The 14,027-nt window shown below is 45.5% G+C and carries 7 protein-coding genes; 6 read left to right on the top strand and 1 reads right to left on the bottom strand.

Going from position 1 to position 14,027, the window contains the following annotated elements; genetic code table 11:
- From VIN08_RS09945 to VIN08_RS09925, 5 genes are all read left to right on the top strand, one after another.
- On the top strand, positions 1 to 183 hold a 183-nt coding region (locus VIN08_RS09945; RefSeq protein WP_331963940.1), incomplete at its 5' end, for an immunity protein Imm33 domain-containing protein.
- Between the two features lie 70 nt (positions 184 to 253).
- A complete protein-coding gene (locus VIN08_RS09940) occupies positions 254 to 697 on the top strand; it encodes a hypothetical protein (protein ID WP_331963937.1) in 444 nt (147 codons plus the stop codon).
- A 71-nt stretch (positions 698 to 768) separates the two neighbouring features.
- Positions 769 to 1,026, top strand: a complete 258-nt coding sequence (locus tag VIN08_RS09935; protein ID WP_331963934.1) for a hypothetical protein — start codon at positions 769 to 771, stop codon at positions 1,024 to 1,026.
- A 232-nt stretch (positions 1,027 to 1,258) separates the two neighbouring features.
- The gene (locus tag VIN08_RS09930) at positions 1,259 to 3,691 is read left to right on the top strand and encodes an ABC transporter permease (RefSeq protein ID WP_331963931.1); all 2,433 of its coding nucleotides are present in this window, start codon (positions 1,259 to 1,261) and stop codon (positions 3,689 to 3,691) included.
- 322 nt (positions 3,692 to 4,013) lie between these two features.
- Positions 4,014 to 11,954 (top strand): S8 family serine peptidase, encoded by a 7,941-nt coding sequence (locus VIN08_RS09925; protein ID WP_331963928.1) that lies wholly within the window; start codon positions 4,014 to 4,016, stop codon positions 11,952 to 11,954.
- A 128-nt stretch (positions 11,955 to 12,082) separates the two neighbouring features.
- Here the strand turns inward: VIN08_RS09925 and VIN08_RS09920 are convergent, their stop codons facing one another.
- Entirely contained in the window at positions 12,083 to 13,168 is a 1,086-nt protein-coding gene (locus VIN08_RS09920; RefSeq protein ID WP_331963925.1) for a Gfo/Idh/MocA family oxidoreductase, read from the bottom strand.
- Between the two features lie 317 nt (positions 13,169 to 13,485).
- On the opposite strand from VIN08_RS09920, the gene VIN08_RS09915 reads away from it, so the two are divergent.
- Positions 13,486 to 14,027: hypothetical protein (locus VIN08_RS09915; protein ID WP_331963922.1), on the top strand; the 542-nt coding region annotated here is incomplete at its 3' end.

Here is a 14,027-nt window from a genome sequence, read left to right as displayed (position 1 = left end):
ATATGGGGAGGAGAAGAGTATTCTGAGGATCCTGATTTTTTTGTTCCTCTTCATGTTGAGCATATTAAGGAATGGTGTCCGATGATATTAAAATATTTGGGGCTTCCTCCCGGTTGGCGATTTCTGGTGACAGAAAATTATGAAGATGTTTGGGAAGATAAATCACTCATGGATATAACATGATTTCAAATTGTGAAAATACCTATAATGAATTGACTCTGTTTTCAAAGAACATTTTTAGCTATGAGAGATCATGAATCACAATAAAGAAGCTCAATTTGCAGATTGGGTAAAAATGGGTATCCATGTACTTGGTTCGGGAGCACACAAAGAAGATGACGAAGTTTTAAATGATTTAACCAGTCTGAAGATTCCGGAGGCAGATGCGAATGAAATTTTAATTTTTCTTCCAATCTCTTTTAGCAGAAGACTGCTGTTCGATATAAACTGGCCGAAAGAATATGTGGATGTATATTCAGACTCTCAGATTTTAAGACTTTACTCAGAGAACGATCGTTATCAAATTATTGAGCAACAAACGATACTATATTTTAACTCCGATAAGGTCGATAAAGACATTGTTATAAACATTGCTGGCAGAAGTGCTGAGCTTAAAGCAATAAATGATGTGCTTACAAATACTACTGACAAACTAAGCGATGTAAAGGTAACCACTATATATATCTTTAGGGATTAGTATTTGAAATGGTGCTTAAGAATGCGAAGTTGTCAGATCTAGATTAATAATTGCAATCAAATGTTACTCAGATGGAAAATAATAAAGCAAGAGTGCTTGTGTACAAAATTCTATATCAGGTTTTAATTGAAATTCGTGAAGAAGCTTATATAAAGGAGAATAAGAAGATTCATTTGTTAAGTGATATGATACACAACATACCTCTTGTTTTAATGAACGCAGAAAATGAAGAAGATTATAGTAAAATAATGAAGCAAATTGAAGATAGGGCAAAAGGTCTAGGTATAGATAGTTGGTTAAAGAATGCCTTAAATCAATTTAGTGAATGAATCAATTTATATGCATAAGACAATGAAAGGCAGGTTAAAATGACCTGCCTTTTTATGAATCTCCTTTACATGTTTAAGCACAGAGTATAAATCTGTAAAATCGTTTTTCTCCCGTATCCTGCGGCATAGGGATAAATTGCCTGCCACTAAACCCGCACAATAACAGCTCACACAAAAAACTGTACATTTTCCTGTAGCTTTCGTTAGATTCTGTTTGTGTAACCCCATACCTATGTTCCGTAACTTTTTTACCACGGCCTCGCGCAACATTCTGAAGTATAAGACTTACTCGGTTATCAATTTCATCGGGCTTACCTGTGGGTTGGCTTTGTCTTTATTGATTATATCCTATATCCGGTCGGAGCTGAGGTATGATACCTTTCATGCAAAGGCCGATCGTTTATACAGACTCGCCTATACTGCGCCCAATGGATTGAAGCTCGCTACATCGCCACCGCCTATCGCTCCGGTGATGAAAGACTTCTTTCCGGAAGTAGAAGAAACCGCGCGACTCTTCGCAAGGAATGTGACTATATCGCGTGAAGAAGGAAAAGAATCGTTCGAGGAATCCAATGTATACTTTGCCGACTCAGCGATCATGAAGATGTTTACCTTCGAGTTTGTAAAAGGTAATCCGGATAAAGCGCTTACGGAGCCCTATACGGTTCTTATCAACGAAGCGATGGCGGTGAAATACTTTGGCGATAAAGATCCGATAGGAGAGTCGCTGATCTTTGGAGGTCGTCATCCGTTCAAAGTAATTGGTGTGGTGAAAGATTTTCCGGAAGAGTCGCACCTGCAGTTTAATATGCTCGTGCCGTACGAGAGTATGTATCACCTGGAGTCGGAGCCGGTGGCGAAAGCTATGCGGGATAATCTCTCCATCAATTTTATCATCAGTCATTCCTATACCTATATATTGCTGAAGCCCGGTGCTGATCCGCTCAACGTTAACCGGAACATGGAAGCATTTCTCAAGAAGTATGCGCAGCCCCGGTTTCTCGTAGGACAAATCTTCGAGTTGATGCCGTTAACCGATATACATTTGCGTTCTACGCTGCTGGCAGAACCATCGTCTACCAGTTCCATGACCACCATCTATATATTTGCCGGTGTGGGAATTTTAACGCTCATCATTGCCTGCATCAACTATATAAACCTTTCTACAGCACAATCATTCACGCGCATTAAAGAGATTGGTATACGCAAAGTGCTGGGTTCGATGAAGCATCAGCTCATTATACAATTTCTCTCGGAGAGCTTTTTATTTTGCCTTGTAGCCTTTGCACTTTCATATGCAGTATTTTATACCACGCTTCCGTTGCTTAATCAGTTCACGGGTAAACAATTGGTATTCGCTGCTGTAACGGATCAAACATTGTTGGGTATATCGGTTATACTCTTGCTGGTGATTACGCTATTGGCAGGAGGATACCCGGCTTACTTCATTACACAATTTGAATCGATTAATGCCCTGAAAGGGGAGAACACCGGCTATGGCAATCAACTGCTTCGCAGAACGCTGGTAGTATTTCAACTGGCTATAGCATGCACGTTGCTGATCGGTTCGATCATGATTATAAAACAACTTCGGTACCTGAGTAATCGTCCGCTGGGTTTTCAGCGGGAGCATGTCATTACGGTGCCGCTGTTCAGTCAAAACCTCAATGGTATATTTGCTGATACAGATTCTGCATTTGCCAGCAGACTGCAAACTTTTCGTGATGCCGTAGAAGCACAGGCCGGTGTAACGGGCACAGCGCTTTCGTCCAGTGCTCCGGGGTTAGGAGCAACGTACAGGGGAACTATACCGGAAGGATTTACTCAGCAGGATAATCTGTTTATAGCAAACATGGCGATCGACTATACCTTTATCAACACGTATGGAATGAAAGTATTGGCAGGTCGCCCGTTCCGTAAAGAGCAAGGTACAGATGAGGCTTCTGCTTTTATTATCAATGAAACAGCCGTACAGGAATTCCATTGGGAAACTCCGGAGAAAGCATTGGGTAAAACGCTGGTGCGCGAAGGCAAGAAGGGAAAGATTGTAGGTGTACTGGAAGATTTTCATTTCTCTTCGCTTACTACACCTATATCGGCTATGGTAATGGAAATAAATCCGGATCAGTTTAATACACTCAGTATACGATTCGGGAATCAGCATGTGCAGCAGACTATAGATGCGCTGCGCAGTCGCTGGAATACTATGTTCCCGGAGAAAACATTTGAGTTCAACTTCCTCGATCAGCAATTAACACAACAATACCAGGACTTTGAGAACTTCGGAAAGATCATTCAATCGTTTACACTGATGGCGGTGCTCATATCCTGTCTCGGAGTATATGGATTAGTATTGTTTGTGGTGCAGCGGAAGTTTAAAGAAATTGGTGTACGCAAAGTATTGGGTGCAAGTGTATTCAGTATACTTAAACTCATCTATAAAGACTTTGCGTGGCTGCTGCTGCTGGGCTTTGTTACGTCTGTTCCTATATCATATTATTTACTTAGTCAGTGGCTCGATAACTTTACCTATCACACTACTATTGATATGTTCACCTATAGCATCAGCTTTATACTGGTACTGATCATTGTTATGACAACCATTAGTTACCAGGCATTGAAAGCATCCTTAGCCAATCCGGTATATTCTCTTCGTACGGAATAATTTTTTACTCTGTTACATTATCGATATATGGGTATAGCAATCCACACCAACAATGTTATAACGTGTATCGATGATGTAACATTTATACCGGCTTTAAAAAAAACTTAAAAAATATATACTACTATGTTGGGTATATAAAAGTACTTTTCTACTTTCATCAGGTGATTTGATCGTTGCTAGTATCCACCACATAGAAGTAATCTATTAATTAATCAAATCGCGACCCACCGGGTTTTATCGTTTATGTGAGATAGAAGTTGCAGGGATTTTTAATGCCTGGTGTTATCGCTTTGTTTTTTTGTAACTCTAAATAACCTATCTGATGAAGCATGTTTACTTGTTTCCTCAGCGATCAGTTTATGTATGCCTGATCGCTGTATGGTTAGTGGCGCTCTCTAACCAGGTGTGGGCTCAGCAGCGCGCTGAGCTGGAGCCCGGTGTATTTCGGATCAAAGTTTCCGAAGCACTGGCGCAGCAACTCGAAAGTGCACGCGTATCGAAGCGTGCCGATAATGTTCTGCTTACGGGTATATCTACGATAGACCTTGCTAACGTCAAGCACAAAGTAAGCGGTATCAAACGTCTCTTCCGCGATGGTGGTAAGTTTGAAGCCAAGCACAAAAGATATGGCTTGCATCTCTGGTATGAAATAGAACTTGATAAAGCTGCGCCTGTACTATCGGCTATAGCTACATTCAGATCTATTGAAAATATAGTACGTGCTGAACCGGTCTATAAGAAAGCTATTATCGGCTCCGATAGGAAAGATTATGGACCTGTGCGGGTAGATATAGAGAAGCTGAAGGCAGATCAGCCAACTTTGCCCGGACCTTCCAACGATCCGTTGCTGGGCAGTCAGTGGCACTATAATAATACCGGGCAGGCCGGTGGAACACCCGGCTCGGATATAAGTTTATTCCAGGCGTGGGGTTTAATTACCGGTAGCTCCAATGTAATTGTTGCTGTTACCGATGGGGGTGCACAGGTAGATCACCCTGATCTTGCTGCCAACATGTGGGTAAATACAGATGAAGTACCCGGCAATAATCTCGATGATGATAACAACGGATATATAGATGATATTAACGGTTATGGTTTTGGTGATAATACCGGAACGATAGCACCGGATGATCACGGTACGCACACCAGTGGTACTATTGCTGCTGTTACGAATAATGGTATAGGTGTAGCCGGTGTAGCCGGTGGTTCCGGTACAGGCGATGGTGTACGCATTATGTCGTGCGCTGCGTTTGGTGCTGTGGGTACCGGTGGTTTTGCAGAGACCTATATATATGGTGCCGATAATGGTGCTGTTATATCGCAGAACAGTTGGGGCTATACCAACCCCGGTGTATTTGAACAGGCTGTGCTGGATGCGATCGACTACTTTATAGCAGAAGCCGGTAAAGATGCCGATGGCAATCAGGTGGGTCCGATGCGTGGTGGTATCGTAATCTTTGCTGCCGGTAATGATAATAGTAACTCACAACACTATCCCGGATACTATGCGCCTACACTGGCTGTTTCAGCGGTTAACAACCAGGATAAAAAAGCCTGGTACTCAAACTATGGCGAATGGGTAGATATAGCAGCGCCCGGTGGAGAAACGTTTATCAACAATGATCCGAAAGGTGTGTTGAGTACGATCAGTGGCGGACAGTATGCATTCTTCCAAGGTACCTCCATGGCGTGTCCGCACGTATCAGGTGTAGCTGCGTTGATTGTATCTAAATTCGGTGGACCTGGATTTACTCCTGAGATGTTGCGCGGAAGATTAACGCAACTCGTAGATAATATAGATGCTGCTGATCCTGACTTTGCAGGATTGTTAGGCTCCGGCCGATTGAATGCATTCTCTGCTTTGCAGGAAGACGATGGCGATGCTCCGGCAGCGATCACCGATCTGCATAGTACGGAGGTAACGATCACATCCGTTACACTGGCATGGACATCACCGGCAGATCCGGGCAATGGTTCTGCTTCTGCGTATGATATACGATATGCAACAACACCGATTACCGAAGAGAATTTTGCGTCAGCAACAGCAGTAGCAGATCCTCCGGCTCCTAAACCGGCAGGCTCTTCCGAGATATATACTATAGCAGGTTTGCAGGGAGGTATAACGTATTACTTCGCTATCAAGTCGGCAGACTTCTTTGGTAATTATTCACTGCTCTCGAATGTACTGGAGCAGGCTACCAACTTCCCGCCAGTGATTGGTGTATCTCCAGCAGCGTTAAACGCCAGTTTGCAAACAGCAGGAACCACTACACAAACATTAACCATCTCCAATACCGGTTTAGGTGTATTGAACTTTACCATTACTACCGATGGTCTTATGCATTTCGCTACACCTTCGCCTGCAACGGGTACGGTACCCGCTGGTGGCAGTCAGGATATAGCAGTAACATTTGATGCCAGTGGTTTACTGGCCGGATCGTTCCAGCAAAACCTGGTGATCTTCAGCAACGATCCTGTTACCGATACATTACTTGTTCCGGCTACATTGGAAGTAACCAACAACGGAGCTCCTATAGCATCGGTATCGCCCGATTCGCTTGACTTCGGAGCGGTATTTGAAACCGGCTCTAAAGTAAAAGTTATTACGCTTAGCAATGATGGTTCTGATCCGCTCGTGATCTCCGGTATATCTTCTGATAATGCCGACTTCACAACGGATTTTGCCGGAAGCATTACCCTCAATGCCTTTAAGGATACAACAGTATATGTTACCTATACGGCATCTTCACTGGGCGCTTCTTTCGGAACACTCACTATTACTACCAACGATCCTGCGAGTCCGACACTCACGGTATATCTGCGTGGTGAAGGTGTTGTTGCTCCGGGTATAGAAGTTTCGCCTACTTCGTTGAGCGCTACCTTGAATACAGACAAGACGGAGACACAAACACTTAGTGTGAAGAACACGGGTGGAAGTGACCTCGAATTTTCGGTAGCGGTTTCATCGGGCGATACAACGGTAACCCTATCCGCAGTGAAGACGGTTACACTGCCTTCTTCCGGTAAAGCTGTGAGCAGCGCCCGCGAGAAGAAGACCAATACGGTAAGTACCTTCTCTAATCAGGTAAAACTGAAATCGGTGAAGAAGCTTGCATCGGTAGCCAACGTATTAATCGTTACTCCGGATAATGATGTAAGCGATATCGAAGCATTGCTGGATGCATACGATGATATAGAAGCCGATGTATATCCGAAAGCTGATCTGCCAGCCATAACACTGGCCGACATCGAAGGATATGATATAGTCTTCACCACGAACAACACGCAGTGGCTGGCATCAGCAGGAGTAGAGCCTGCGGTGATAGGCGATCTGCTCGCTGACTATATAGATGGTGGTGGTAAAGTAATTGTGAACCAGTTTGCATACTCGTATGATGCATGGAAACTGGAAGGACGTTTTATTGATGAACAATATGGTCCGTTCACACCATCAACAACCGATGAAGATACCTTTGTATCCTTGGGAGATATACTCTCACCGGGGCATCCGCTGGTAGCCGGTGTAACGACACTCGACTATAGCGGCTTTGTACAAAATGTAGGGCTCGCTCCGGGTGCTACGGCTGTTGCTGCATGGGACAACGATGAATTATTACTCGCAGCGAACAGTGATGTAGTAGCGCTAAATATACTGCCCAGTTTAGGCAATGGAGGTCCGCTGCAATGGGCAGGCGATCTCGCTACTATATATGAGAATGCTGTACATTACCTGGCGGGTAGTTCATTTGTAAGTGTTGATCCGAGCGAAGCCACGGTAGCACCAGGCTCACAGGTAGATCTCGAAGTAACATTCGATGCAGGTGGACTGGATGCCGGAATATATCACGCATCAATCGATCTGACTACTAACGTGCCGAATCAATCGCTGGTATCCGTACCGGCAGAACTTACCGTGCTGGGTCCTGAGTTTACTGTAACACCTGATTTTCTTTCAGAAGAACTGGAGAAAGAACAGACCGTTACACGTACACTCGTACTGGCTAACAATGGTCCCGATAATCACAGTTTCTCGGTTAGTGTATCCGGAGGTATAGGAACCACTACAACAAAAGTTATACAACAGCCTGCGGCACGTACAGCAGCAACCAATCCTGCCGAGAAGAAAAAACAAAATGCTACAGCACGTGGTGAAAATCCTCTCACGGGTATAACAGCGTTGAACTATCGCCCGGCCAATGGTCGTGTGGCGTCTGGCGGTTCCGTTGTAAAGACTGCTTCAGAACCACAGTATGCAACTGACTTTGAGAACTTCGCCCTGGGTGATGTTACCGGTCAGGATGGTTGGTTCGGACAATTCGGTAACTGGACCATCGAAGCAATCAACCCTTTTAGTGGTGCTCAGCACTTCAGAGGTTTGTCCGATGGTTTGGGAGCATCTGCTGCCGTTACACCAACCGTGGCATTGGGTATAGAACAGAAGTCTACTGTTACAGCGAAGCTGAACATAAAAGGCACAGGTGTTACCTGGCAGATCATTCCTGAATCGCCTACCGCTGGCTTTGTTAATACTCGTATCCAGTTTGGTCCTGATGGTGTAGCCAGTGCGTTGGTGAGCGATGGAGCAGGTGGTGCGTTGTTTGATGCCTTCGGAACAACACCTTCCGGTTACTTCGATCTGACGATACAAGTGGATCGCGATTCATCATACTTCGATGTATTCATCAACGATGCGAAAGTATATACCGGTCAGGGCTTCGCGGGAAATATAGAAGAAGTGGTTGTGCTTTCCGGTATGGAAACAGCCGGACCTACTTTAGACCTGGATGATATACAGATCATCGATGGTGTAAAAGAAGATGCCGTGCAGTTCCTCACCGTATCACCGACTTCCGGAAATTTACCTTCCGGTGCATCGGTCGCTATTGCTGTTACCTTCAATGCGAGCGATCTTGAATTTGGAACCTATCATTCCAACATCAACATTGCTATAGGTGGTACTACGCTTACCGTTCCGGCTACATTAGCCGTAGTGGGCGATCCGAATATATATGTTAGTCCTACCGTGCTGCAAGCCGCGGTTGACTATAAACAAGATACCGTAAGAACATTTACGTTAGAAAACACCGGTGGCAGGCCGTTGAGTTATAGTCTGCAGGTAATTGGTGCAGCGACAGATGCCAGCAAACTTCCGGCTAAACCGGTAAGTAAATTTACCAACGCATCTACCGACAAACGCATCATCGATAAGATAGCCAAAGACAATGCGGCTAGCCGTACCGTTGCAAAACCTGCATCGATACAAATACTCACCGGTGCATCGTTACTCGAAGAGAACTTTGAAGATGCATCCTTCCCGCCATCCGGCTGGAGTGTAGTAGATAACGCAGGTACAGGTGTTGCCTGGGCTTTTGCTGCCGACTATGGTGAATCTAACTATGCCGGCACAGGTGAAGCAGCTACTGCCAGCAGCGATGCCTTTGGATCAGCCGAGTTTGATACTGAACTGATAACACCGACCATCAGCACAGCCGGCTATAAAAATATAGCGGTGCAGTATAATGCCAACTACCAGAACTTTGCCGGTCTTGATTTTCTCGACCTGGATATACAGGTGGATGGTGGTTCATGGACTACCGTGTTAAGCTGGAATGAAGATCATGGTATATTACGCGAACCTTCCGGTGAATTTGTTACTGTATCACTGGCGGCCTTTACCAACAATGCATCTTCTTTCAGACTGCGTTGGCACTATTACGATCCGAACACAGATGACTTCGATTGGTATGCACAGATCGATGATGTAGTGATACTCGGAGATGCACGTGCATGGTTAACGGTAAATCCTGCATCCGGTGTAGTGCCGGTTCAGGGAACGGCTGTGATCGAAGCCGAGTTCGATGCTGCAGATCTGGAGCCAGGCTTCTATGTAGCCGGTATATTAGTGAACAGCAATGCTGTAGTTGATCCGGTAGTAGGTGTCGTAGCATCACTCGCAGTACGCGAACCCGCTGTTATAGCCGTTGATCCGGATTCACTATACCAGGAACTTCCGGTAGGAGGAACAGCTACACAAACGCTCACAATCTCCAACACCGGTGCCAGCATATTGAAGTATGCATTTGGTAATGCACCGGTTCCGGATGCAGCACCGGTATCTATTGTTGCAAAAGAAAGAAAAGCAGCAGCGTCCGTCCGCACAACACCAACAACAGATATAGTAAATCTGCGTACAGCCCAGGCGTTGGTTTCAACACACGGGGCGAAGCAGGCCGCTACTCCGCTATATGTAACAGGCTTTGAAGAATTTGCTCCGGGCGATATCGATGGACAGGAAGGATGGGAAGGCCAATGGGGTAACTGGACCATTGAGTCGATCAATCCATTTGAAGATGCACAGCACTTCCGCGGATTGTCAGACGGACTTGGTCAGTCACTGGCATTCTCTCCGCTGGTAGCCATCGGCAGTGATCCTATATCTTCTACTGCCTTTAAGTTAAACATAACCGGCAGCGATGTTACCTGGCAGGTAATTCCACAGTCGCCTACAGCGCAGTTGGTCAATACACGCTTCCAGATTGCACCGGACGGAAGCCTCAGTGCCCTTACACAAGATTCAGTGGGTAATGTAGACTATACACCTATACCAGGCACATTGCCTTCCGGTTACTTTGAGTTGCGTATAGATGTAGAACGTGCTACTTCGATCTTTACTATATATGTAGATGGCACGCCTATATTTACCGGTCAGGGATTTGCCGGTGATATTGAACAGGTAGTACTCTTCTCGTTAATGGAAGAAGCCGGATCTACATTCGATATTGATAACCTCGCTATATATGATGGTCCTGCAACAGCGCCTTGGCTCACGTATAATCCGAAATCAGGCACGGTGCCTCCGGGCGGTTCAGCCACTATTACCGTAAGCTTCAATGCAGAAGACCTCGTGGGTGGCTGGTATGCTGATACATTGCGCATTGCCAGCAACGATCCGGCAACACCAGTAGTATCTGTACCTGTAGCATTGAAAGTAATCGAGAACCATGCTCCGGTACTCGATCCAATCGATACTGCAGCAGTAGCAGAACTCACAACACTCGATGTGACCTTCACAGCAACCGATGCGGATAACGATCCGGTTACCGTTGAACTGCAGGAGAACCTGTCGTTCATTTCATTGCTGAGCTCAGCCAACGGTACGGCTACCTATCGCATCAGTCCGCTGCTGGGCCATGCCGGTGAATATGATCTGCCGGTGTTAGCGATCGATTCAGCAGGAGCAACTGATACAGCGTATTTCCACTTATCGGTATTGCCTTACGGAGTGGCCAGCTTTAGCCTGGTAAATCTGAAAACCGGTCAGGTGATATCAACCTTTACAGATTCTGCTACTATCGATGTAGGCACCCTGGATCTGTATAATGTAACGATCCGTGCAAATACAAATCCTGCAGCCGTTGGTAGTGTGAGATTTATACAGGATGGTAAAGCCGCTAACCTGGTGAATACACCTCCGTATAATTTCAATCCATACTTCCTGTACCAGTTAACCAGTGGTCAGCATACACTTCGTGCCAATGCCTTTACCCGCGTGAATGGCACCGGTACATTAGCGAAGAGTCTGCAAGCTGTTATTACATTGGTAAATTCAACCGCTGTAACAGATCTGGATGTAGTAAGAAGCAATGGTATAAAACTGAAAGATCTCGCCAACGGAACGGTAGTCGATATCACACAGCAATACTATAATTCGATCAACATCCGCGCGAATACATTTGGTCCTGCGGTGAAGAGTGTTGTGTTTGAATTGAACGGAGCATTCTATCGCACCGACAACAATGTACCCTATGCATTGCATGGTAATGGCGCCAGCGGCTCGGATACACCATGGCCGGCTACACCGGGTACATATACCATCACTGCTACTCCGTATTCATACTTCAACGGTACGGGTACTGCCGGTATACCGACTACAATAACCTTCCAGGTAGTGAATGGTGCTACCAGTGCACGCTTCGCGCCTCCGGGATATGGTGAAGAAGATGGTGAACCTGCGTTGTCTGTCTATCCGGTACCGGTGAAAGATGAACTCACCATTCAACTGAAAGGTAAAGCAGAAGGCAATGCCGCATTAACCATCCACAATACACAAGGTATATCGTTGTTTAATCATCAGGCCGATGTACAGCAATTCAGAAACTATACTGTGAGCACCAATAAATTAGGATTGTCTCCAGGGGTATATGTTGTACAGATTCAGCTGTCGAACGGAAAACGCGAGATACGCAAGTTTGTGAAAGAATAGCCCTTTTGATAGTTAAGTGATAATGGTTTGAAGCCCGCAGATTTTTCTGCGGGCTTTTTTTGTGAGTATATATATCGATGGGAGAGAATAGAAAATATAGTATGAAATATATCGTAGCCGGAATATCGTTAACGGATTGTTACTCGCGTATTCGCTGCTACAGAACGGTATACTGCTTCTACTACGCGTATATCTTTTAGACCTTCTTCACCGGTTACTAATAACGGCTTTTTGTTCATAATGGCAAGCGCATCGTCATCCATTTGTTTTGCCTGTTGATTAGGAATAGTAGCTTCCAGTTTTTTGCCATCGCTGGTTACGCCCTGTATACCGCTATATGCCTGGAAAGGAGAGAGCTTATACCAGCCGCGCTCGCAGGTAACCTGAAGATCATTCATACCTTTGCCAAAGCTGGTTTCGCATGCTGCGGTTATACCTCCTGGAAACTCCAGGGTAAATTTCATGGTCTCATCCACTTCGGTATATATCTCGGGGCGTGTAGTGGACTGCTGCGCTGTTACGGCTATCGGTTCGAGTCCGGTGCTATAGCGTGCTGCATTCAGCGGATATACTCCCATATCGTACATCGAGCCGCCACCGAGATTTTTCTTCTGCTTCCAATGATTGGTGCGCGGATCAAAGTATCCGGCAGCCGCTGTTACAGTTTTGATCTTTCCATAGGGAAGCTGTTTGTTCATTTGCATAATACGCTGTGTGTTCGGTTCGTGGTGCATGCGATACCCGAGGGTAAGCGCTACTTTATTTTGTTTACAGGCATCGATCATGCTTTGACATTCTGCTACAGTAACAGCCATCGGTTTTTCACACCAAACATGTTTGCCGGCCTTGGCTGCGCGTATACTATAGCTGGCATGGAGGGCAGGCGGCAGCACGATGTAGATCACATCTATATCCGGGTTGTTGGCTATAGAATCGAACGTGCTATAGGTATAGATGTTCTTGTCTGGTATAGCATATTGCTTTTTCCACTGCTCGGCTTTGGCCGGAGTGCCGGTAACAATGCCTGCCAGGTAACACTGTTGCGTAAGCTGCAGGGCAGGAGCCAGGAGGTCGGTGCTATAGTATCCGAGTCCGACCAGGGCAACGCCCAGTTTTTTCTTTTGCGGAATAATGATCCCTGAAAATGCCTGCCCGCTTGCAGCAAGACCTGCTATACCTGCGAGCGTTTGCCCGATAAATTTTCTGCGTTTCATAAGCCTGGTGGGTGAGGGTGATACAATTTCCTACAGGTATATAATGTAGTATGATTTCGCATGAAAGACAATCCATTCCGGACGAAGTGGTTCACAATGCGTTTACAGACAGACGAATGTACCATGACTGGAACCATACTCCTGAATCTGGATGAGGTATATTCATGATTTATCGCAGAAATGTTACCGGAATATTATGGATTGCAGGCGGGAATTTTCAGGTCAGGCTGAAATATAGGTTGGTTCACCGGATTTGTTATCGCACTTCGGTAAAAGGTTATATCTTTAACGTACCAAACAAATCCTATACCCCTAACATGAAAAACCTTACCTTTTTACCCAGTGTTGCCCGACTGGTCATGTGTATATTCTTTTATACTGCTATAGCCGGAGCATCGTACGGTCAGAAAAAGAAACAGCCACCGGTAAAAGCAAAGCCCGATCCGAACGCAGCGTATGGCAACGCTTCCTATAAAGGTATACAACCCGGACAATTTCTGAAGACATGGCTGATCGCAGGTCCGCTGCTTCTGCGGAATGATACTATCAGCACGCCCGATCAACCATCACAACAAGCTTTTTTTAATGAAGATGTTATCTCGCAGGTAGTGCCGGTTGCCGGCAAGCCCATGCCTCCGGTGGTATATAAAGGTAAATCTCTCGAATGGAAACCCTATACATCAGCAACCGATATACTTGACTTGGATGCGATCTATACGAAAGCGGATTATGCAGCAGCGTATGCACTCGCGGAAATAAAAACAGACTCTGCTGTTACCGCCTATCTCGGACTGGGCAGTGATGATGGTGTAAAAGTATGGCTCAATGGTAAATTGATTCACACCAACTGGATTGGTCG

Origin of the sequence: Ohtaekwangia sp., from assembly GCF_036568665.1 — a bacterium.
Classification (GTDB): Bacteria; Bacteroidota; Bacteroidia; order Cytophagales; family Cyclobacteriaceae; genus Ohtaekwangia.
This window is presented reverse-complemented; position numbering and strand designations above follow the sequence as displayed.